Raw genomic sequence first — 20,941 nt, forward strand, 5'->3', positions numbered from 1 at the left:
AACAAACAAACTCCCGGCGAGATGGAATTCGATATTCGACATGGTTGGCAGACCCGAGGATGCACTCCTCTACAAGGGCTACACCGTCGATCCGCAGGAACTCGAACAGTTGCTGCTGTCACGGCGAGGCGTTCACGACGCCGTGGTGGTCGGCCGCTCCGTCCCCGGGGTCGGGGAGATGCCGGTCGCGTTCGTGGTGGCGGACGCCGCGCACCCGACCGCCGAGGAACTGATCGAGTTCGTGGCCGCCGCGGTGCCGCCGTACAAGAAGGTGCGGGAAGTGGTGTTCGTCGACGAGTTGCCCCTGTCCCCGCGGGGTGCGGTCCTGCGGTCCGCGCTGCGCGACCGCCTGAACCCGCACGCCGAAGACGTTCGTACAACTGAGGAAGGAACACACACATGACACTTCTCGAGGGACGGGTCGCCGTCGTCACGGGCGCAGCCCAGGGCATCGGTTTCGAGATGGCCAGGAAGTTCGCGAGCGAGGGCGCATCGGTCGTCCTCGGCGACATGCACGCCGACAACGTGAAGGGCGCCGCCGCCAAGCTCGAGGCCGACGGCTTCCAGGCCGTCGCCGTGGCCTGTGACGTGACCGACCCAAACCAGATGCAGAATCTGGGCAAGACGGCGCTCGACAGTTTCGGCGCGATGGATGTGTGGGTCAACAACGCCGGCATCACCCGCGACGCGACTCTGCGCAAGATGTCGCTCGCCGATTTCCGCTCCGTCATCGACGTGCACCTGCAGGGCGCGTGGCTGGGCACCCAGATCGCGTCGATCGCGATGCGGGAGGCGGGCAAGGGCTCGATCGTCAACATCTCGTCGATCTCCGGCAAGGTCGGCATGGTCGGGCAGACCAACTACAGCGCCGCGAAGGCCGGCATGGTGGGCCTGACCAAGGCCGCCGCGAAGGAGGTCGCCCACCTAGGCGTCCGGGTCAACGCGATCCAGCCCGGCGTGGTGAACACCGACATGATCCGGGCCCTGCGCGCCGACATCATCGAGGCGAAGCTCAAGGAGGTCCCGATGGGCCGCGGCGCCGAGCCCGAGGAGATCGCGAACGTTGCACTGTTCCTCGCGTCCGACCTGTCCAGCTACATGACGGGCACCGTCCTCGAAGTCACCGGCGGACGTCACATCTGACAGCCGGCGCGACTTCACGCAGTAGTCTTCACTGGTGGAGTCGCGTCACGTGGAGTACTTTCTCGCCACCGTCGACAACGACGGCCTCGCGCTCGCGGCCGAGGCCCTGGGCGTCACGAAGCCGTCGTTGTCGAAGGGGCTGCGCAATCTCGAGCGTGACCTCGGTGTCGACCTGTTCCACCGCGTGGGCCGCGGCCTCGTGCTGAGCGCGGCGGGAAAGGCGTTCGTCGGTCCTGCGCGGCAGATCGTGCGAGACCTGGTGGCCGCCGAGAGCTCATTGGTCGACGTCTCGGGGCTGCCGCGCGGCCGCCTCGACATCTGCGCGTCGGCGCACGTCGCGGAAGGCCCTGTCACGGAACTGATCGGGTCCTTCCGTAAGCAGTATCCGGGTGTCGTCGTCCGGCTCGCCGACCTGCGTCCGGTCGACGTCGTCGCGTCGCTGATCCGAGACGGACACTGCGAGATCGCCTTCAGTCATTTTCCTTTTTCCGCACCAGGATTGACGACCCGCGTCCTCGGAACCCACGAATACTGGCTGGTGGTTCCGCACGACGCCGAGATCACCTGGCGGGATCCGTTCCCGCTCGACGACCTTCCGGACATTCCCGTGGTGGGGCTGCCCAAGGAATCGTCTTCGCGCACCGTCATCGAGAAGGCACTGCAGGCCGCGGGAAGGCGGACCACCCTGTCGGCCGTCGTCGAGCAGCGGGAAGCAGTCGGCGCGTTCGTCGTCGAGGGTGTCGGAATGTCGTTCATGGAACGCACCCTTGCGGAGCGGGCCGCCGGCGGCGGAGCACGAATCTGCCCACTCGACCCGCCGATCACCGCCCCGTACGGGGTGATCTACGACGAGGCCAGGCTCTCGCCCGCCGGACGCGCGTTCCTCGGCACGCTCGCGCCGTGAGTTTCGTCGAGCGCAGTGATGAACGCCGCCGCGGCAGGCGGAAGCGGATCCGGCCGGTGGACGATCCCCACGGTGCGCACCTCGGGCGGCGCGAGCGAGCGGACCACGACGCCCGGTAGTTCCTGCTCGGCGACGCGCCGCGGGAGCAGGGTCGCCCCCGCCCCCTGGACCACCAGTTCCCACATCGACTGGCGATGCGCACATTCGACGGCGATGTTGTTCACCGGCAGTCGTGGGCGCGACCCGATCTCGACGATCATCGGAATGTCGGCGAGCAGGCCGACGGGCACCGGATCGGGGAGTTCGATCGCCAGATCGGCGTGCAGTGCGAGCACGATCTCCTGGTCCCCCACCGTCCGGAACTCGAGGCCCTGCTGGTCGACGAGCAGTTCGGTGAGCCCGAGGTCGCACTCCCCCGACCGGACCGCGCGGCCGACGCCGTCGGGACCGTCCGCCGACACCGTGGACAGGACCACACTCGGAAACTGCCGGTGGAATCGGCCGACGAGACGCGGAAGCGGATCGGCAGCAAGCGAATTGAGAACGGCGATCGTGAGCGTGCCCGACCGCAGTTCGGCGACATCGTGCACGACGGCTCGAGCCCGCGCGACGTCCGCGAGCACCTGCCGCGCCGCATGCGCGAACGACGCGCCCGCCGGGGTGATCCGCAGTTTCCGTCCCCCGCGATCGAACAGTTCGACACCCAGATCGCGTTCGAGAGTGCGGATCGCCTGCGACAGCGACGGCTGCGCGATGAACAGCGCCCGCGCAGCCTCGGTGACGCTGCCGTGATCGGCCACGGCGACCAGGTATTCGGCGTCCCGGATGTCCACCACCCGAGTCTAGCGACCACGGGGTCCGGGGCCTAGACGACCTGCCGCCCGTTCGCGCGGAGGCGATTCCAGTCGTCGATGTCGTGGTTGACCACCACGGTCGTGTTGGGCTGACTGCGAAGCAGTTTGAGCTTCTTCAGCGATTCGATCGCGCCGACGGTATCGGAGTCGGCGGGCATGCCGACGCAGCAGCTGATGTTGTCCTGGATGTGCGCGACGTCGCCGGACAGGACCAGCGTGCTGCCGTCCGGCAGGCGGAGTTTCAGCCCGAGCGAACCCGGCGTGTGCCCGGGCAGCGACAGCACGACGACGCTGCCGTCGCCGAACACGTCGTGGTCGTATCCGGCAGGCACTTCGCACCAGTCGATCCTCTCGGCCGCGTCGAGATCTTCCTGCCGAAAGAAGCCCGTGACGTGATTGTCGGGTGTGCGCGCGTACCGCAGCTCTCCGGATCCGATGTATCCCTGCGCCCCGGCGAAATGCTCGAGGCCGCCGGTGTGATCGAAGTGCAGATGCGAGATCACCACCCGCTCGACGTCGGCCGTGGAGAATCCGAGCGACTCCAACTGGCGGTCGAGGGCACGCTCGGCGGGGAATTCGATCGCGAACAGTTCGGCGAGCGGGCCGTAGGTGGACGCGGGATCGCCTGCCCCGGCGAGGCCGGTGTCGAAAATGAGCAGTCCGTGCTCCGCGTGCTCGATCAGGAACGAAGGCGAGGGCAGCGACACCAGTTCACCACCTGCGCCCAGGATCATGATGCTTTTGTCGACTTTCAGCATGGGTGCGTCGAGCGCCCACAAATGTTTGATGGTGCCGGAACTGGCCACGTCGTGCCTCCTCGAGCCCGGAAGGGAAGTCGCGGCACCGCGTGAGCCGCGTCACGCATGATATACAAAGCACCGTGCATCACAACTGGTTTTATATATTCTGTACTATGCACCATAGGGCAGGAACCAGTCGGAGGTAGCAGATGACATCGACCACGGGTGCGCAGGCACTGAAAGAACTCATCGAGCCGGAACGACTCCTGATCGACGGTTCCTGGGTGCCCGCGGCCGAGGGCGCGTCGTTTCCCGCGATCGATCCCGGCACCGGATTACAGGTGGCCCGGGTCGCCGAAGGCACCGAAGCCGACGTCGACGCCGCGGTGGCCGCCGCGCGCCGCTCCTTCGACGACGGGCGCTGGCTGCGGCTGTCGGGCCAGCAACGGTCGCTGATCCTGTGGCGCATCGCCGACCTGCTGGAGAAACGGGCCGACGACCTCGCCGCACTGGAGAGCATGGACGCGGGCATGCTGGTCTCCCAGGCGCGCCTCATGGTCGGCGAGGCGGTCAATCAGTTCCGGTACTTCGCCGGCTGGGCGGACAAGGTCGAGGGCAAGAGCGTCGAGATCGGCCCTGCGGAAATGCGATTCCAGGGATACACCCGCAAGGAAGCGGTCGGCGTGGCCGCGCTGATCGTGCCGTGGAACGCACCCGTCGTCGCGACCGCGCAGAAGCTGGCACCGGCGCTCGCAGCCGGATGCTCGTGCGTGCTCAAGCCCTCCGAGGAGGCGTCCCTCAGCGCGCTCGCCGTAGGCCGACTGCTCCTCGACGCCGGGTTGCCGCCCGGCGTCGTCAACGTCGTCACCGGATTCGGGCCGCGGGTCGGTGCTCCGCTCGCCGCGCACCCCGGCGTCGACAAGGTGAGTTTCACTGGGTCGACCCACGTCGGCAGGCAGATCGTGCACGCCGCCGCGGGCAACCTCAAGAAGGTCTCGCTCGAACTCGGCGGCAAGTCGGCGATGATCGTGCTGCCGGACGCGGACCTGGACACCGTAATCCCGGGCGTCGCCACCGGAATCTTCTGGAACTCCGGACAGATCTGCACGTCCGGCTCCCGGCTGTTCGTTCATCGGGACATCGCCGACGAGGTATCCGACGGGGTCGCCGAGTTCGGTCGCAACCTGAAGGTCGGCTACGGCACCGACCCGGACGCCGACCTCGGGCCCCTCATCTCACAACGGCACCTCGACCGGGTGCACGGATACGTCGAGAGCGGCGTCGCGGCCGGGGCGCGGGTTGTCTCCGGCGGCAACCGAATCGGTGACACCGGCTACTTCTACGAACCGACCGTGGTGGTCGACGCCGACCCGTCGATGGCGATGATCCGCGAAGAGATCTTCGGCCCGGTGCTGGGTGTCGTGACGTTCACCGACCTCGACGACGCCGTCGCCGCCGCCAACGACACCGAGTACGGCCTCGCCGGCAGCGTCTGGACGCGCGACGTCGCCCGCGCCCACTCGATCGCTCATCGGCTGCGGGCGAGCCGAATCGGCATCAACGTCCACCGCGCGGGCGGCGTGCAGATGCCGGTCGGCGGATACAAGCAGTCCGGCTGGGGCCGCGAGAACGGCGCCGAGGCGCTCGCCGAGTACCTCGAGACGAAGTCCGTGGTCACCCGGCTCGCCGACTGACACGAGCACATCCCATTCACCAACCCCAAGGAGAAGCATGAGAACTCGCGGCGCAGTCATCCGGCAGGTCCCCGGCGAACTGGAGGTGATCGACCTCGAGCTGGAGGATCCCCGCGACGACGAGGTCCAGGTCAAACTCGTCGCGAGCGGCATGTGCCACTCCGACGACCATCACGTCACCGGGGACATTCCCGTCGGCATGTACCCGTTCGCGCTCGGACACGAGGGCGCAGGCATCGTGACGAAAGCGTCCCCCAACTACAAGGGCATCGAGGTCGGTGACCACGTCGTCTTCTCCGCGATCCCGTCCTGCGGCCACTGCCGCTGGTGCTCGAGCAACCTGCAGAGCCTCTGCAATCTCGCCGCCGGGATCCTCGCAGGCCCGCGCTGGACGGACGGCACGTTCCGGGTGCGGACGACCGACGGAACCCCGGTCGGGCAGATGTGCGGCATCTCCACGTTCCTCGAGACGACGACGGTCTCCATCAACTCGGTCGTCAAGATCGACAAGGACATTCCGCTCGACAAGGCCTGCCTCGTCGGCTGCGGCGTGAGCACCGGCTGGGGATCGGCCGTGAACCTCGGCAACGTCGAACCCGGGCACACCGTCATCGTGATGGGCATCGGCGGACTCGGCTCCGCCGCGCTACAGGGCGCCCGGCACGCCGGCGCGTCGCACGTCATCGCCGTCGACCCCGTCGCCTTCAAACGGGACAGCGCCAAGATGTTCGGTGCCACGCACGCCGTCGCGACCATCGAGGAGGGAGCCGAACTCGCCAAGCAGTACACCAATGGTCAGGGCGCGGACGCCCTCGTCATCACCGTCGGCGTGCTCGAGCCCGAGCACGTCGCCCAGGCACTCGCCTCGGTCCGCAAGGCGGGCACCGTCGTCGTCACTGCCGTCGGCGAGCATTCCCGCGTCGGTCTTCCGATCCCGATCGCCGACCTCACCCTCTCCCAGAAGCGCTTGCAGGGATGCGTCTTCGGCTCGACGAACGGCACGTGGGACGTCAACCGGCTGCTGAACATGTACAAGGCCGGACAGCTCAACCTCGACGACATGATCACGCGCACCTACCGGCTCGACGAGATCAATCAGGGATACCGGGACCTGAAGGACGGCAAGAACATCCGCGGCGTCATCCTGTTCGACTGACCACTCGCACACACGAAGGGCCGCTCGGGATCTCCCGAGCGGCCCTTCTTTGCCCCGTGCCTATTCGGTGGTGGCGAGCGCCGGGGCCGTCCGACTCGACTCGCTGCCGACCTGGTCTCGGGTAATGCGGGTGAGAGCGATCGCCGCGACGGCCGCGAGCACGAGAGGCACGATGACGGCGAGGTACATCGCGCGCGGTGTCATGACGCTGAGCGCGTACCCCGCGACGATCGGCGACAGAATGGCACCCGCGCGGGCGACGCCCATCATCGCTCCGTAGCCCTTGGCGCGCGCGAGCACGGGGTACGCCGCCGTCGACGTGGAGGTGAACCCGGACATGGCCGCGAAGGTGCCTGCGCCGAGAAGTCCGGCCATGGCCAGTGCAAACGGTCCCTGCAGCGTGAGTGCGAACCCGGCGATCGCCGCGGCGGACACGGCCGAGGTGATCACCGCGATCCGCGCGCCGGGGAACCGCAACCCGAACGCGCCGAACAGGCAACCTCCGACCACCGCACCGAAGCTGATCATGATGCCGGCCAGCGCACCGCTCCCCGCGTCGCCACTGGCGTTCTTGATCAGTTGCGGCGTCCACGTGCCGACGAAGTAGTACCCGGCGGTGAGCATCGAGTATCCGAACGTCAGGAGGAGTGTGCGCGACCGCAGTTCCCGGCCGAGCAGACGAACCTCGCTCTGCGGCGCAGAGATCGCCTGGCCGGGTTCCGTCTTCGTTCCCTTACGGGCCAGGAAATCGTCCGATTCGCGGAGGAAGGCGGCGGTCACCACGAACGACAGGACCCCCATCGCGGCGCCGATCCAGAACATGCCCTGCCACGCGCCGCCTGCCAGTGCCACGAGTCCGGCGCCCGCGAAGCCCGCGAGCGTCGTGCCGAGCGGATAGCCGACCATGACCAGGCCGAGCGCCACACTTCGCCGATTGGGCGGGACGACCTCCTGGCAGAGGACGATGATGACGACGCTGATGGTCCCGATCGCGATGCCGGTGACGAAGCGGGTCACCAGGAGCATCGCGAAACCGTTCGACAGCGCCGACGCGGTCAGGCCCAGGGTGTTGGCGGCGAGGCCGACCAACAGGATGCGCCGCCTGCCGATGACGTCCGCGAAGCGGGCGAGGCCGATCGCGCCGACCGCCATCCCGGCGAGGGCGGCACTGATCAGATAGCCCTTCTCCGGATTGGTCGCGAAGCCCTCCGGCAGATGCGGCATCGCGAAACCCATCACGAGGACGTCGTATCCGTCCAGCATGTTCAGGAACATGCAGAAGACCACGGATGCAATCTGATACGGGCGCATCCCCACGCGCGACGCCCAATCCTTCGTTGTGCTCATCAGGTCCCTCTCGCTCGTAGCACCGACAGCCGGTGCGACACAGATCACACTCGGAACAATATATGATGCGTCGTGGATTATGTCGACTCCGAACTGTGGCCGACCCGACTGCGAGGAATTCGCGCGAGGGCACGCGCGCTCCCGCGCCCTGACGATCGGATAGTTCCGGCACGGCTCCGGGCTGCGGTCGGCCACGCGGGCGCGGATGGTACATTATGTCGAGTCTTTCGAATCCGGGAAGGTGCGACCGACGATGCCCCTGAATGACAGGTCAAGACGACAGCAACTGCCCGAGGAAGTTGCCACGTACGTCCGCGAGATGATCATCTCCGGCGAGGTGCGTGCCGGCGACTTCCTCCGCATCGAGCGGATCGCCGAAGCCGTCGGAGTCAGCACCACACCCGTCCGCGAGGGACTCCTCGCCCTGCGGAGCGAAGGCTTCGTGGAGATGGTCCCCCGGCGCGGCTTCGTCGTGGCCCCGTTCACGAAGCAGGACGTGCGGGATCTGTTCTGGGCCCAGGCTCAGCTGGCCGCCGAACTGGCCGCACGGGCCGCGAAGAACATCACTCCGCAGCAGATCGCCGAACTCGAGGGGATCCTGCAGCAGCACGATGACGCCATCGCACAGGGCGACACCGAGCGCATTTCGTCCCTCGGGCACGCGTTCCACCGAAAGATCAACCTGATCGCGGACTCACCGCGTCTCGCCCGCCTCCTCGGTTCCGTCGTCACGAATCTTCCGAACCGCTTCTACGCCACCATCGAGGGTCATGTCACCACGACCCAGAAGGAACATCCCCTCCTGCTCGATGCATTGAAGAAGCACGCGGGCAAGAGGGCGAAGACGATCATGGAGTCGCACATCCTGGACGGCGCGGATCACCTGATCGACGAACTCGAGCAGCGCGGGCTGTGGGATACCGACGCCGAGGCGAACGCAGGCTGATCGCCCACCCCCTCGCCGGTCAGCTGTCCACTACCTGCTGACGCACCCGGCCGACGAGAAAGTCCTGCAGGTGAGCGGTGAAGACGTCGTTGTCGTCGCCGGCGACCATGTGACCGGCACCCACCTCGACCACCTCCGCCGTCGGCACCAGGTCGCGGATCTCGGCGGCCGCCTCGGCGGTGACCATGTCCGACTTCTTCCCGCGGACGAGCAGGGTGGGCACGGTGACGTTACGGGCCGCCCGTGACAGCCGGTCGACGTCGACGTTCGCACCGTCCGTCGTGAACTCGAGAAACCGCGGATCCCAGTGCCAGTACCAGCGGCCGTCCGCCCGCTGCCGGAGATTCTTCCTCAGCCCGTCCAGGTTCCGGCGTCGTCGCGGCGCGGACCGGTAGGCGTCGACCGCGGCGGCGACGTCCTCGAGCGTGGCGAACCCGTCCGGCGCGCCGGCCATGAAGCCCTTCACCCGCTCCCGCCCGTCCGGGTCCACCCGGTGCGCGATGTCCACCAGCACCAGACCCGACACCGATCCGGGCCGCTCACCCACGGCCGCGAGCGCCGTCCGCCCACCCAGGGATGCCCCGACGACGACGGGAGCGGTGCCGATCTGCGCGATCGTCGCATGGAGGTCGGCGACGAAGAAGTCCAGCGTGTAGCCGGTCGCCGACCATGCGCTGTCGCCGTGCCCGCGGGCATCCACCGTGATCGCCTGCCACCCCGCACCTGCGAGCCGTCGCGCGGTGCGCTCCCAGGAGTGCCGCGTCTGACCGCCGCCGTGCAGCAGCAGCACGGTTCCCCGATTCCGGCGAGGGGACGTCCATCGGTTGCCGATCAGTTTGTCGCCGTGGGCGCCCCGGAACTCCAGGACCTCCCACCGGACGGATTCCGCCACGGTCATGCCGCCTCCCGCCGCAGTGTGAAACATTATATATAGCAATCTCACCGTACACGCGCCGGCCGAACCGGCACGCGGAGCCCCGGCTCAGCGTCGTGAGCGCAGCACGGTCTCCGAGGGTAGGAAGCCGAACCGGGCCCGATACTGCTGAGCGAAGCGGCCGGGATGGTAGAAACCCCAGTGCGCGGCGATATCCGTGACGGAACCCGAAGAGCCACACGCGAGATCGAGGTGCACCCGATCGAGTCGAACACCCCGGAGATAGGCGGTCGGCGACATCCCGACCACCTCACGGAAGCCCGCCTGCAGGGCGCGTTCGCTCACGCCGGCCATCGACGCGAGATCGGCCGTGGTGATGTCGTCTTCCGGATGCCGGTCGACATAGTCCACGATCTCGCGGATCTTGGACCGCCGGGTGTGAGGGGGCTTTCCGTGCAGTTCCGGGGTGAGCTGACTCGGCACCGTCATGAGCAGTTGAGTCATGAGGGCCGATTCGAGTTCGTGGCAGGCAGCGGGCATCGTGGAGATGCCGTCCGGCCGGGAGAGTTCTGCGTACAGGAACCCGGCGGTCGCGACGAGCGCCTGCGCGGCGCTGGACCTCAGATCGAACGTCAGATCGAAGCGGATCTCCTCCCCGATCGGGCGGCCCGTCAGTTTCGCCGCGTGCGCCTCGAGCGGGTCTTTCGGCAACTTGATGTGGTACTGCCACGAATCCGCACTCCACTGCACCAGCACGGGCGCCTGCGGCCCGAACGCCACACCCGCCTCCCCCGCGACGAAGCTTCGGCGCACACCGCCCTGCTCGACCGTGCTCGCACCGGTGACGGGCAGATTCACGTGGTAGCAGAGTCGCATCGGCGGCCCGTGCAGGGTCACCGCTGCCCCGTACGACATCCGGCCGATCGTCAAGCGCGGGGCCGGCGCGAGATCCAGCCGGAAGTCCACTTCTCGATCGTCCGGCACGTGCACGTCGTGACCCGCGAACGCCTTCGTGACCTGGGCGTGCGCGGCATCGAGATCCGCCGTGCGGAAGTTCAGCTGTCGGTCGCTCACGCGCCGCCACCTCCTGAGACCCGGCGTGGCCGGTTTCACCCACGCCGCCGTAGTGCCGGTGAGAATAATACATCATATTGGGACGAACCTGCAGGTAGCCGCGGATGAGCACCGCGTGCGGCGTTCGGAAAGTGGATGCCGGCCTTCGCCAGAAGGATTGTGACGCAGATCCCACCCCCATAGCGTCGTGACGACCAGCGCACCTGCGCTCCCGTCTCCGAGAGCACCTGGAGTTGTGCCCACCATGTCCGAAGAACACGACAGCCCACCCACCCCGGTTCTCGAACGAACCCCCGTCGACGGCCACTGCCCGCGATGCGGCGCTGAAGAACTCCGCCGCTACCCCGTGGTATCCGAAGGCGGCTGGTTCCAGGTCGTCAAATGCCAGCAGTGCCTGCTGTCCCTGGACCGCTCCCCGTGGTCCCGGCTCGGGCCCATCCAACTTCTCACCGACCTGCTCTGACGAAGGATTCCACGATGATTGCAGTCGATGTCGGCGGAACATTCACCGACGTAGTCGCCCTGCGCGACGGCAAGATCCAGACCGCGAAGGTCACCACCGACTACACCGAGGTGTTCGGACCCGTCCTCGAGGGCGCCGCGGCACTCGGCGTCGAGGACGCGAGCGTGTTCAACCACGCGAGCACGCACGGCCTGAACGCGGTGATCACCCGGCGGTTGCCCAAGATCGGTTTTCTCACGACCGAGGGTCATCGCGACATCCTCGACATGGGGCGGGTGTGGCGCCCGGCGCACGCCATCCTGGACTCGCGCTGGCGTCGCAGCTTCGGTGACGCCTCCCGGCCGCTCGTCCAGCGGTACCTGCGGCGCGGCATCCACGAGCGGATCACGGCCGACGGCGGCGTGCTCTTCGAACTGGACGAAGCGCAGGCCCGCGCCGAACTGGACGTGCTCCGGCGCTGCGGCGTCACCGGTGTCGCGATCTGTCTGATCAACGCGTACGTGAACCCGGCGCACGAGGTCCGGCTGCGCGAACTGGTCCGCGAGGTCCTCGGCGACGTGCCCTGCTCGATCTCCAGTGATGTCTCCCCGCTCGCCAAGGAGTACGCACGGGCCTCGACCACGGTGATCGACACGCTGATGAAGATCATCTACACCGACTACACCGCCAAATTGGAGAAGGGACTCGCGGACCTCGGCTTCAGCGGGGAACTCAACTTCGCCGACTGCGCCGCCACCCTCGTCCCGTCCGGACGTGCGATGGAACTGCCCTTCCGCATCGTCTTCTCCGGGCCCGCCGCCGGCACCGTCGGATGTGCACACTTCGGCGGGCTGATCGGCGAGAACAACCTGCTCTGCGCGGACGTCGGCGGCACGTCCATCGACATCAGCGTCGTCACGGCGGGCGAACCGTTCGTCAACACCAGCTTCGAACTCGAGCACGACCTCGTCGTCAACGCCCTGGCGAACGACATCTCCAGCATCGGCGCCGGCGGCGGCAGCATCGTCGCGATCGGCCCCGCAGGCGAGATCCAGGTGGGCCCGGACAGCGCGGGATCCTCCCCCGGACCGGCCTGCTACGGGCGCGGCGGCACCCAGCCGACCACCACCGACACGTGCCTGATGATCGGCATCATCGATCCCAGCCGGTTCGCCGGTGGCGCGGTGGACCTCGATCCGGCGCTGTCCCGGCAGGCGTTCGAGGACCTCGATTCGGAGTTCACGCTGGCGCAGAAGGTTCGCTACGCCTATGAAATGGCCGTCAACAACATGGCGGAGGGCGTGTTCAACGTCGCGATCAAGAACGGTGTGGACCCGCGCGACTACAGCCTCGTCGCGTTCGGCGCCGCCGGGCCGATGCTGTTGCCCGCGGTGCTCGACACGGTGCACTGCAAGCAGGTGATCGTGCCACCGTATCCCGGCCTGTTCTCCGCACTGGGTCTGCTGTCCGCGGACCAGGTGTTCACCGCCAACCGCAGCGCGTACATGATCCTCACCCCCGATGCGGCACCGACCATCGACGCGCTGTTCGGCGAGATGGAATCGCAACTGCGCGAGGGCCTCGACGAGGGCACCGGCGTGACGTTCCATCGCAGCATGGACGCCCACCTCGCCGGGCAGAGCTGGGAGACACCGTTCGTGCCGGTTCCCGACGGCACCATCGACGCCGACGCGATCACCACCATCGTCCAGTCGTTCCACGACACGTACGAGAACCGTTCGGGCAACCGATTCGAGGCGATGCCCGTCGAGGGCGTGACGTTCCGGGTGCGGGCGGTCCTGGACACCCCGAAGGTCGACTACCCCGAAGCTCCGCAGCGCGGCGACGAACCCCTTCAGCCGGTCCGGACGACGGTACTGCGCTACCTCGGCGACATCGACGCCGACGGCGAGGGCGCACAGCAGGCCGACGTCTACGACCGCGAAAACCTCTGCGCCGGAGATATTCTGGAAGGGCCCGCCATCGTCGACGAAGGACTCTCGACGACGCACATCGGAGCCGGGCAGCGCGCCACCGTCGGCCGCTACGGCGAACTGATCATCCGGAGGAAGTGAATCCCATGACCACTCTCGAAGCGACACCCGCCTCTGCGGGCGCCGAACCGACTCGACTGCGCGACATCTCCGACTCCACGTTCACCGACGCCTACGGCTGCGATCGCTTCACCGCGGCCGTGATCCTCAACCGGCTGCGGTACACCGTGGAGCACATGTCCACCGGTTTCATGCGCGAGGCGTTCTCGCCGATCATCCGCGACTGGTACGACTTCGCGTGCACCATCAGCGGTCCACCCGATCACAACTATCCGATGGCCGTGGTCAGCAACAGCCTCGTGGTCTTCCTCGGCACACTCGGCGACGCCGTACGGAACGTCGTCGAAGAGTTCGGGCCCGAAAACCTCTCCCCCGGTGACGTGCTCATCTGCAACGACCCGTACCGCGGCGGAACCCACGTCAACGACGTGTGCTTCATCCGCCCGGTCTTCGTCGACGGCAGGATCGTCTCGTTCGTGAACATGCGCGCCCACCAACTCGACATGGGCGGCACCGTGCCCGGCGGATTCTCGGCCACGAAGGCGAACGTGTACGAGAACGGTCTCGTCATTCCGCCGATGCTGTTGTGGTCCAAGGACGAACCGGTGCGCTCGACGTTCAGCCTGATCTTCGACAACACCCGGTGGGGCGGGATGCTGCTGCCCGACTTCAAGAGCATCTACCAGCAACTCGCACTCGGCGAGCGACTCGTGCTCGAGAACATCGAACGCTACGGTCTGGACGCCTATCTGGGGACGTTGACGTACGCCTGCGACACGTCCGCCGAGCGCATGCGCGACGCCATCGCACTCGTGCCGGACGGCGAGTACACCGGCTCTTCGCTGATCGACGCAGACGGCCTCGACGACAGCGTCGACTACACGGTGCAGGTGACGCTGCGCAAGCACGGCCAGGACATCGAGGTCGACCTGTCCGGCACCTCGCCGCAGGCTCGCACGTGCATCAACTGTGGGGTGCTCGACGCCAAAACCGCTGTCGGCGTGGCATTGACAATGCTGCTGGACCCCGAGGTGCCGTTCACCTCGGGCACCTGGCGCAACATCGACCTCGCCACCCCGCCGGGCACGCTGGTGTCGTCCCTGCCGCCCGACGGCGGGATCATGATGTTCTGGGAAGCGTCGGGCGCCGTCGTCTCCGCCGTCTTCGACGCGCTCAACCCGGCCCTCGGCGAGAAGGGTGTCGCGGGCGACTACGGTTCCACGAACACCCACAACGCGTCCGGCGTGACCGCCGACGGAACCCCGTGGACGAGCGCCACCCAGTGCGGCGGCGAGCACGGGCCGTGGGGGGCCACGAAGGAAGGCGACGGCGACAGCTACACCGTCCTGTTCTTCCTCAACAACCTCGACCCCGCCACCGAGACGATCGAGCACGACTCCCCGGTCGTCATGCTGCGCAAGGAACACGCGATCGACACCGGCGGTCCCGGCACGTTCCGCGGTGGTGCCGCGAACCTCAAGGACACGCTCTGGCTGAGCGAGGGCAGCCACTACCTGTCGCCGTTCCGCACCAAGGTCCCGAGTGGAGTCGGCGCGAACGGCGGTGAACCCGGACCCAACGGCGCCATCTGGATCTTCCCGCCGCGTGACGGCGCGGACAGCCCGGGCATGCTGGGCACCACACCCGACGTCTACGCGGACAGCGTCCCCGTCGCCGGAGTGCTCGACCCCGAGACGAAGACACTGGACCCGGTCGACGGCGAGTACCACTATTTCGCCAGTCGGCAAGTGTGGCAGACGAAGACCGGCTCTATCCTGCGGTGCCTGACCAACGGCGGCGGCGGCTGGGGCGACCCGTTCGCCCGCGACCCCGAACGCGTGCTCGCCGACGTGCGCAACGAATACGTCAGCGTCGCCGGTGCCGCCCGCGATTACGGCGTCGTCGTGATCGGCGACCCGAAGTCCGATCCCGAAGGGCTGCGCGTCGATGTGCAGGCCACCGCAGCGCTCCGCAACGAGGAAGAAGGTCGATGATGCAGGGAATCACTTTTCCGGGGGATGGCAGCGTCGTTCTCAAGGACTTCCCGGCACCGCAACCGGGGCCGGGAGAAGTGGTCGTCCGGATGCGGGCGTCCGGAATGTGCGGCAGCGACCTCCATTTCTACCGGAGCGCGGTGTCCTTCGGCGGGAGCGCCGACACCATCCAGGGTCACGAGCCCTGCGGTGACGTACACGCTGTCGGAGAAGGGGTGTCGCCCGACACGGCCTCCGTCGGCGACCGCGTCATGATCCACCACTACTGGGGTTGCGACGTGTGCGAGCAGTGTCGCTCCGGATGGCCGCAGATGTGCGACCGTGGGAACGCCCAGACGATGAGCATCACCACCCACGGCGGTCATGCACCGTATGCCGTCGTGCCTGCCCGGACTCTGCTGCCGCTCCCCGACGGCCTCAGCTACAAGGCGGGCGCCGCGATCGGCTGCGGCACCGGGACGGCGTGGGGAGGTCTCATGCGGCTCGGCGACGTCGGCGGGAAATCGCTGGTCGTGTTCGGGCAGGGCCCGGTCGGGCTGTCCGGGACCATGCTCGCCTCGGCGCTCGGCGCCCGGGTCATCGCGGTGGACGTCAACGATTCGCGGCTGGAACGCGCACGGAAGTTCGGCGCGAGCGCGGTCGTGAACTCGGCCGACGTCGACCTGTCCGCGACGATCGCCGATCTCGCGGGCCGCAAGGGCGTGGAGATGATCCTGGAAACATCCGGGGTGGCGGGCGCCGACGCGCTGAGCGTCCTCGGCAAGTGGGGACGGGCGTGCTTCATCGGACTCCCCGGCGAGGTGCACTTCCGGACGGAGGAGCAGTACAAGAAGCAGTGGACGATCATGACGTCCTGGACGATGTCCACGATCCAGCAGCGGCGCTGCGCCGAATTCATCGTCGAGCAAGGGCTTCCCATCGACGACCTGTACACCCACAGCTGGTCGCTGAACCAGGCCACCGAGGCGTACGAGTGGTTCGACAAGCAATCCGACGGCAAGGGAGTCTTCGAATTCTGACACCCGCACAGGTCACCGCATCGACGAAGCCCGCGGCCGGACCGGCCGACCACGACTGTTTCGGCCCGCCGCCGAGACGGGAGGAGGAGAACGAGTTGCTCACCCAAGACGAAACATCGCTCACCGTCCCCGCTTTCATCCAGGGATCGAAGAAGAATCTGATCGGCGGGAAGTGGGTCGACGCCACTTCCGGCCGGCAGATCGACACCGTCAATCCGGCGACGGGGCAGGTACTCTGCCGCATCGCCGGCGGCGACGCGACGGACATCGACCTCGCCGTCTCGGCCGCCCGCCGCGCCTTCGAGGGCGAATGGAGTCGGTGGACTCCGCATCAGCGCCGCAAGCTGATCCTGAAGATCCACGACGTCATCCTCGACAATTTCGACGAATTGGCGATGATTGAGACGCTGGACATGGGGGCGCCGCTGAAGCGGACCACCGGACTCGCCGAGTGGACCTCGCAGGTGCTGCAATTCTTCGCGTCCCAATGCGACGCCGCGACCGTCGCGACACCCCCGAATTCGCTGCCCGGGGATTTCCTCACCCTCAAGTCCCTCGCCCCCGTCGGAGTGGTCGGCGGCATCATCCCCTGGAACGGGCCCCTGATCGGCCTGTGGTGGATCTTCGGCCCGGCACTCGCCACCGGATGCACCGCCGTCCTCAAACCCGCCGAGGACGCCTCCCTGTCGGTGCTGCGGGTGGCCGAACTGATGATGGAAGCCGGCGTGCCCGAGGGCGTCATCAACGTCGTGACCGGGTACGGCGCCGACGCGGGCCAGGCCCTGGCCGAACACCGGGACGTCGACCGGATCGCGTTCACCGGATCGATCGGCACCGCGCAGACCATCGTCCGCGCATCGGCCGGCAACCTCAAACGCCTGCAACTGGAGTTGGGTGGCAAATCGCCCGACATCGTCTTCGCCGACGCCGATCTGGACAAGGCCGTGCCCGGCGCCGCGATGGGCGTGTTCACCAACAGCGGCCAGGTCTGCGTCGCCGGCACACGGATCTTCGTGCAGCGTTCGATCCACGACGAGTTCGTCGAACGGATGCAGGAGTTCACCAAGACCATCCGCGTGGGAGACGGTCTCGACCCGAATACCCAGTTGGGTCCGCTGATTTCGAAACGGCAGCTCGATCGGGTCATGCACTACATCGACGTCGGCGGCGGCGAAGGCGCGCACCTGGCGAGCGGCGGCAAACGCCTCGGCGGCGAACTGGCATCGGGCTTCTTCGTCGAGCCGACCGTGTTCTCCGGCGCGTCGAACGACATGACGATCGCCAGGGAAGAGATCTTCGGACCCGTCGCGTCGGTCATCCCGTTCGACGACATGGACGACGCACTGCGGCTCGCGAACGACACCCCGTTCGGCCTGGCAGGCGGTGTCTGGACCCGCAGCCTGTCCACGGCACACAAGGTCTCGCAGAACATCAAGGCCGGAACGATCTGGGTCAACTGCTACGGCGTCCTCGACCCGGCCATCGGATTCGGCGGCACCAAGATGAGCGGGTACGGCTGGAAGGGAGCGAAAGAACACGTGGAAGGCTATCTCTACCCGAAGGCCGTCTACATCAACCTCGACTAGCGCCCTGAGGCAGGTGCCATGGAGGAGGACCGATGCCCCCGCGGAATGAATCGATGATCGAGCGGGTCGTGCAGGTGCTCGAGTCGTTCAAGGGGGCAGGCGGTTCACTGACGGCGTCGGAGATCGCGCGGAGGACCGCGATCCCGATGCCGTCGGCGCATCGGATCGTGGCCGAACTCGTCGACGTGGGTTTCCTCGAACGCGACCCCGACCGCAGGCTGCGGATCGGCACACGCCTGTGGGAGGTGGTGGCCCGGTCGTCGAGTGCGCTCACGCTCCGGGAGGTCGCCCTGCCGTACATGGAGGACCTGCGGTCGGCGGTGCAGGCCCCCACCCTGCTGTCGGTACTCGACCGCAACGACGTCCTCAACCTGGAAACGCTGTCGACCCGGCAACCGAGTGTCACCAACGTGACTCAGCCGGGTGTGCGGCTTCCCGCACTGGCGTCGTCCCCGGGCATCGTTCTGGTCGCGTTCTCTCCGCCGGAGGTGCGGGAGCACATCCTGGCGACCGGCAAGATCACCCGATTCACCGAGCACACCGTCGTCGACCGGGCCGAACTGCTGCGGATCGTGAACGAGACCCTGCGCACCGGTTACGTCGTCGCCCGCCGCTGGATCTCCCCCGACTCGACGGCGGTCGCCGTGCCGATTCTCGCCGACGACGGCACCGCGATCGGCGCACTGTCGGTCACGACCGCGTTCGGCGCCGACGCGCCGTCGACCCTGCTGCCCGCGCTGCACGCCACCGCTCTCGGTATCTCCCGCGCGACGCGCACCGCCGACGGCCCACGGTTGACGCTGCTGAAGCAGCAGATCCGGCACGCGACGGAAGTGCCCTGACCGGACTCGTCTTCTCGGTAGGCGAGAATCCCCCTATCCCCGAGCCGGGACATGCGCGACCTTCTGACATGAACCGGGACGCCGACTTGCGTTGCCGGCAGCGACATCTCGACGCGGAAGAGGGACGACATGACGAAGTTCGCGATCCAGAACTCGGAAGATCCGATGAGCACCCTGTGCCGGATGGCGGTGCAGACCGACTACGACGATCTCCCCGCCGAGGTCGTCCGGCATGCCAAGCACACCCTGCTGGACTGCATGGCCGTGATGATCGGCGGCTCCGGGATGGACGGGATCCCGGCGATCGTGGATCTGGTCAAGGACAAGGGCGGCGCACCGCAGTCGGTGCTGCCGTTCTACGGTGGCCGCGTTCCCGCGGCCGAGGCGGCACTGGCGATCGGCCCGATGCCCCGGGCGATGGACTGCGGCGATCTTCACGAGGAAGCAGGGCACATCAGCGAATACATCGTGGCCAGTCTGCTGGCGGCCACCGGGCTGCGGCCGGACGTCACGGGGAAGGAATTCCTGACGGCGCTGGTCGTCGGCCAGGAGACGCTCATCCGCGTGGGCTCGGCCTACAAGGTCATCAGTACCGCCGTGAAGTCCCACGATTGCGGCGGCCACTACATCTTCGGCGCTGTCGCCGCCATCGGCAAACTCCTCGGCTTCTCCCAGGAACTACTGGAGAATGCCCAGGGCATCGCCCGCACGATGACCCAGCCTCACACGATGGCGATCTACGCACCGGCCACCCTGATGGTCCGGGTGCACCACGGCCTCGTCTGCCAATCGGCGATCACCGCCTGCCTCCTCGCGGAGAAGGGCATCACCGGCCCCCGCCGGGAGGTGCTGACGGGACCCAACGGATACCTGCGCACCGCTCGCTGGGAGACGGACGCGGAGCCACTCACCCGGGATCTGGGCGAACGCTGGGAGTCGACGAACATCACGACCAAGGGGTACAGCGCCTGCTACTTCTCGCACTCCTCCATCGACGGCATCCTGGATCAGATGCGCACGCACGGCTTCGGCCCCGACGACATCGCCACCGTCCACATCGACGTCTCCACCTCCGGCTGGCGCGCCGTGTGCGAGCCGACCAACGTGAAGTGGCACCCGCGGACCGTCCCCGAATGTCAGTTCAGCCTCCCGTACGCCGTCGCGACCGCCGCGATCGACAAGAGCGTCTTCGTGCAGTCCTACACCGACGAAGCACGGCAACGTCAGGACGTCCGAGAGCTGATGTCGAGGATCTCCGTCGCCGAGGACCCGTCCGTGTCGGACTGGGGCGCACGGCTCACGACCACGCTGCGCGACGGCCGCACGATCACCACCGAACACGTCTACGTCAAGGGGCACCCGAACAACCCGTTCAGCGAGCAGGACTTCGTCGACAAGTTCCGCAAGTGTGTGCCGTACTCGGTATATCCGCTGGACGAGCAGGTGGTCGACACGATGATTCACGACGTGCTGTACCTCGACAAGGTGGACGACGTCGTCGCCTCCCTGCTCCTGCCGCTGACGCCGGGTAACTGACCCTTCCCGGCGCCCGGTCCTGTTCCTACTGTGGATCCATGGACATCGCCCAGGACGTCAAAGAGTTCTTGATGACCCGGCGGGCGAAGATCACCCCGGAGCGAGTGGGCCTGCCACCCGGCCGGCGACGTCGGGTACCGGGCCTGCGGCGTGAAGAGGTCGCGCAGTTGGCCGGTGTCAGCATCGAGTACTACACCCAGATCGAACGCGGGAACGTCGCCGGAGTCTCCGACGACGTTCTCCACGCCGTCGCCCGGGCACTGCGGCTCACCGAGGAAGAAACGGCGCACCTGTTCGACCTCGTGCGGGCCGCCGGCACCACGACGGGTGCCGCGCGGGCCCCGCGGCGGGCCGACCGGAAGATCCCCGACGGCGTGTTCCCGGAGTGGAACACCGCGGCCGACGACGCCGTGGCCCTGCTGCGGGTGGAGGCCGCACACTCGCCCCACTCGACAGTCGTCACCGGACTCGTCGGCGAACTCGCCTCTCGGAGCGAAGAATTCCGCACCCGATGGGCCGCCCACAACGTGAAGGCTCATCGGCACGGTGTCAAACAGTTCCGGCATCCGGACGTCGGCGACCTGTCGCTGACCTACAACGTCTTCGACATCACCGGTGCGGACGGATTGTCCCTCGTCGGGTACACCGCAGAACCGCAGTCACCGTCCGAGCAGGCTCTGCAACTGCTTGCGATCATGACCGCAACCGATACACCCTCCACGGCAACCGAATAGGG

General features: G+C 67.4%; 19 protein-coding genes. 14 read left to right on the top strand and 5 right to left on the bottom strand.

The features are described 5' to 3' along the window. The first annotated feature begins 40 nt into the window (after positions 1-40). The 3 genes from AC1DWT_RS11125 to AC1DWT_RS11135 are packed head-to-tail and all read left to right on the top strand — an operon-like array spanning position 41 to position 2,047. Positions 41-403 carry an AMP-binding enzyme gene (locus AC1DWT_RS11125; RefSeq protein ID WP_206013752.1) on the top strand — a complete coding sequence of 121 codons (363 nt, stop codon included), beginning with the start codon at positions 41-43 and terminating at the stop codon, positions 401-403. Beyond that, a complete protein-coding gene (gene fabG / locus AC1DWT_RS11130; RefSeq protein ID WP_206013753.1) occupies positions 400-1,143 on the top strand; it encodes a 3-oxoacyl-ACP reductase FabG in 744 nt (247 codons plus the stop codon). Before AC1DWT_RS11125 ends, fabG begins: the two co-directional genes overlap by 4 nt. 34 nt (positions 1,144-1,177) lie before the next feature. Then, the gene (locus tag AC1DWT_RS11135; RefSeq protein ID WP_206013754.1) at positions 1,178-2,047 is read left to right on the top strand and encodes a LysR family transcriptional regulator; all 870 of its coding nucleotides are present in this window, start codon (positions 1,178-1,180) and stop codon (positions 2,045-2,047) included. On the opposite strand, the gene AC1DWT_RS11140 is transcribed toward AC1DWT_RS11135, so the two are convergent. Both AC1DWT_RS11140 and AC1DWT_RS11145 read right to left on the bottom strand, forming a co-directional pair. Beyond that, positions 1,987-2,880, bottom strand: coding sequence for a LysR family transcriptional regulator (locus AC1DWT_RS11140; protein WP_206013755.1), 894 nt, complete (start codon positions 2,878-2,880; stop codon positions 1,987-1,989). The genes AC1DWT_RS11135 and AC1DWT_RS11140 overlap by 61 nt on opposite strands. Positions 2,881-2,912: 32 nt before the next feature. Then, positions 2,913-3,707: an N-acyl homoserine lactonase family protein gene (locus tag AC1DWT_RS11145; protein ID WP_206013756.1), complete on the bottom strand. Its 795-nt coding sequence runs from the start codon at positions 3,705-3,707 to the stop codon at positions 2,913-2,915. 143 nt (positions 3,708-3,850) lie between these two features. Here AC1DWT_RS11145 and AC1DWT_RS11150 point away from each other — a divergent pair, with 143 nt between their 5' ends. Together AC1DWT_RS11150 and AC1DWT_RS11155 are read left to right on the top strand one after the other, a co-directional pair. Then, positions 3,851-5,335, top strand: a complete 1,485-nt coding sequence (locus AC1DWT_RS11150) for an aldehyde dehydrogenase family protein (protein ID WP_206013757.1) — start codon at positions 3,851-3,853, stop codon at positions 5,333-5,335. A gap of 37 nt (positions 5,336-5,372) precedes the next feature. Next, positions 5,373-6,491, top strand: coding sequence for an NDMA-dependent alcohol dehydrogenase (locus AC1DWT_RS11155; RefSeq protein WP_206013758.1), 1,119 nt, complete (start codon positions 5,373-5,375; stop codon positions 6,489-6,491). Between the two features lie 60 nt (positions 6,492-6,551). Here AC1DWT_RS11155 and AC1DWT_RS11160 read toward each other — a convergent pair whose 3' ends face one another. Beyond that, positions 6,552-7,838 (bottom strand): MFS transporter, encoded by a 1,287-nt coding sequence (locus AC1DWT_RS11160; RefSeq protein WP_206013759.1) that lies wholly within the window; start codon positions 7,836-7,838, stop codon positions 6,552-6,554. 253 nt (positions 7,839-8,091) lie between these two features. Here AC1DWT_RS11160 and AC1DWT_RS11165 point away from each other — a divergent pair, with 253 nt between their 5' ends. Beyond that, on the top strand, positions 8,092-8,784 hold the full coding sequence (locus AC1DWT_RS11165) for a GntR family transcriptional regulator (protein ID WP_072944554.1): 693 nt from the start codon (positions 8,092-8,094) through the stop codon (positions 8,782-8,784). A gap of 19 nt (positions 8,785-8,803) precedes the next feature. Here the strand turns inward: AC1DWT_RS11165 and AC1DWT_RS11170 are convergent, their stop codons facing one another. Both AC1DWT_RS11170 and AC1DWT_RS11175 read right to left on the bottom strand, forming a co-directional pair. Further along, a complete protein-coding gene (locus AC1DWT_RS11170; protein ID WP_206013760.1) occupies positions 8,804-9,682 on the bottom strand; it encodes an alpha/beta fold hydrolase in 879 nt (292 codons plus the stop codon). Between the two features lie 84 nt (positions 9,683-9,766). After that, a complete protein-coding gene (locus tag AC1DWT_RS11175; RefSeq protein ID WP_206013761.1) occupies positions 9,767-10,732 on the bottom strand; it encodes an AraC family transcriptional regulator in 966 nt (321 codons plus the stop codon). A 244-nt stretch (positions 10,733-10,976) separates the two neighbouring features. Between AC1DWT_RS11175 and AC1DWT_RS11180 the strand changes: the two genes are divergently transcribed. The 8 genes from AC1DWT_RS11180 to AC1DWT_RS11215 all read left to right on the top strand — a co-directional run bounded on the left by AC1DWT_RS11180 (position 10,977) and on the right by AC1DWT_RS11215 (position 20,939). Further along, positions 10,977-11,195, top strand: a complete 219-nt coding sequence (locus AC1DWT_RS11180; RefSeq protein ID WP_206013762.1) for a hypothetical protein — start codon at positions 10,977-10,979, stop codon at positions 11,193-11,195. A 14-nt stretch (positions 11,196-11,209) separates the two neighbouring features. Then, the gene (locus AC1DWT_RS11185; RefSeq protein WP_206013763.1) at positions 11,210-13,249 is read left to right on the top strand and encodes a hydantoinase/oxoprolinase family protein; all 2,040 of its coding nucleotides are present in this window, start codon (positions 11,210-11,212) and stop codon (positions 13,247-13,249) included. Positions 13,250-13,254: 5 nt separating this feature from the next. Further along, positions 13,255-15,222: a hydantoinase B/oxoprolinase family protein gene (locus tag AC1DWT_RS11190; RefSeq protein WP_206013764.1), complete on the top strand. Its 1,968-nt coding sequence runs from the start codon at positions 13,255-13,257 to the stop codon at positions 15,220-15,222. Continuing rightward, the gene (locus AC1DWT_RS11195; protein WP_338051166.1) at positions 15,219-16,241 is read left to right on the top strand and encodes a zinc-dependent alcohol dehydrogenase family protein; all 1,023 of its coding nucleotides are present in this window, start codon (positions 15,219-15,221) and stop codon (positions 16,239-16,241) included. Before AC1DWT_RS11190 ends, AC1DWT_RS11195 begins: the two co-directional genes overlap by 4 nt. A 95-nt stretch (positions 16,242-16,336) precedes the next feature. After that, a complete protein-coding gene (locus tag AC1DWT_RS11200) occupies positions 16,337-17,827 on the top strand; it encodes an aldehyde dehydrogenase family protein (protein WP_206013765.1) in 1,491 nt (496 codons plus the stop codon). Between the two features lie 32 nt (positions 17,828-17,859). Then, positions 17,860-18,669 carry an IclR family transcriptional regulator gene (locus tag AC1DWT_RS11205; protein ID WP_241031363.1) on the top strand — a complete coding sequence of 270 codons (810 nt, stop codon included), beginning with the start codon at positions 17,860-17,862 and terminating at the stop codon, positions 18,667-18,669. A 129-nt stretch (positions 18,670-18,798) separates the two neighbouring features. After that, a complete protein-coding gene (locus AC1DWT_RS11210; RefSeq protein WP_206013766.1) occupies positions 18,799-20,205 on the top strand; it encodes an MmgE/PrpD family protein in 1,407 nt (468 codons plus the stop codon). 38 nt (positions 20,206-20,243) lie between these two features. Beyond that, positions 20,244-20,939, top strand: a complete 696-nt coding sequence (locus AC1DWT_RS11215; protein ID WP_206013767.1) for a helix-turn-helix transcriptional regulator — start codon at positions 20,244-20,246, stop codon at positions 20,937-20,939. Positions 20,940-20,941 lie beyond the last annotated feature (2 nt).

The organism is Rhodococcus sp. P4_B6 (assembly GCF_056402215.1).

Bases quoted from the DNA above. Each gene is read 5' to 3' on its own strand.
- AC1DWT_RS11210 (WP_206013766.1), top strand. From the start codon at position 18,799: ATGACGAAGTTCGCGATCCAGAACTCGGAAGATCCGATGAGCACCCTG.
- AC1DWT_RS11215 (WP_206013767.1), top strand. From the start codon at position 20,244: ATGGACATCGCCCAGGACGTCAAAGAGTTCTTGATGACCCGGCGGGCG.
- AC1DWT_RS11190 (WP_206013764.1), top strand. From the start codon at position 13,255: ATGACCACTCTCGAAGCGACACCCGCCTCTGCGGGCGCCGAACCGACT.
- AC1DWT_RS11185 (WP_206013763.1), top strand. From the start codon at position 11,210: ATGATTGCAGTCGATGTCGGCGGAACATTCACCGACGTAGTCGCCCTG.
- fabG (WP_206013753.1), top strand. From the start codon at position 400: ATGACACTTCTCGAGGGACGGGTCGCCGTCGTCACGGGCGCAGCCCAG.
- AC1DWT_RS11205 (WP_241031363.1), top strand. From the start codon at position 17,860: ATGCCCCCGCGGAATGAATCGATGATCGAGCGGGTCGTGCAGGTGCTC.
- AC1DWT_RS11170 (WP_206013760.1), bottom strand. From the start codon at position 9,682: ATGACCGTGGCGGAATCCGTCCGGTGGGAGGTCCTGGAGTTCCGGGGC.
- AC1DWT_RS11195 (WP_338051166.1), top strand. From the start codon at position 15,219: ATGATGCAGGGAATCACTTTTCCGGGGGATGGCAGCGTCGTTCTCAAG.
- AC1DWT_RS11155 (WP_206013758.1), top strand. From the start codon at position 5,373: ATGAGAACTCGCGGCGCAGTCATCCGGCAGGTCCCCGGCGAACTGGAG.
- AC1DWT_RS11165 (WP_072944554.1), top strand. From the start codon at position 8,092: ATGCCCCTGAATGACAGGTCAAGACGACAGCAACTGCCCGAGGAAGTT.
- AC1DWT_RS11160 (WP_206013759.1), bottom strand. From the start codon at position 7,838: ATGAGCACAACGAAGGATTGGGCGTCGCGCGTGGGGATGCGCCCGTAT.
- AC1DWT_RS11125 (WP_206013752.1), top strand. From the start codon at position 41: ATGGTTGGCAGACCCGAGGATGCACTCCTCTACAAGGGCTACACCGTC.
- AC1DWT_RS11180 (WP_206013762.1), top strand. From the start codon at position 10,977: ATGTCCGAAGAACACGACAGCCCACCCACCCCGGTTCTCGAACGAACC.
- AC1DWT_RS11150 (WP_206013757.1), top strand. From the start codon at position 3,851: ATGACATCGACCACGGGTGCGCAGGCACTGAAAGAACTCATCGAGCCG.